Below are 266 nucleotides of genomic sequence, written 5' to 3'. Positions count from 1 at the left end.
GGAATCGTCGGCACCGGAAGGTGGCGCGGCGAGGACGGCTTGTCGGGCCGCTGGCGGCAGGCCGGCGAAAGCGAGGCGCAGTCCTGGGACCGCCACCAGGCCAGCCTGCTGCCCCAGGGCGAGGCGCAGACCGTCGAAGACATGGGCCAGCTCGTCGTCTACCTGGCCTGCGCGCCGCACGTCACCGGCCAGGCCATCGCCGTCGACGGCGGATTCTCGCTATGACCCCGCCCTCGCCGATCGTCGGCATCATCGCCAACCCGGCC

1 protein-coding gene is annotated in these 266 nt (G+C 72.9%); it reads left to right on the top strand.

All coding sequences use genetic code 11. The annotated features are described in order from the left end of the window. Positions 1-225, top strand: a 225-nt coding sequence (locus ACLJNW_RS25700) for a hypothetical protein (RefSeq protein ID WP_410961438.1), incomplete at its 5' end; no start/stop codon positions are given. Positions 226-266 lie beyond the last annotated feature (41 nt).

Origin of the sequence: Salmonella sp. SAL4457 (genome assembly GCF_046548235.1) — a bacterium.
GTDB lineage: Bacteria > Pseudomonadota > Gammaproteobacteria > Enterobacterales > Enterobacteriaceae > Salmonella > Salmonella enterica.
Note: the sequence above shows the minus strand (reverse complement) of the source record. Positions and strands in the feature narration are given on the sequence as shown.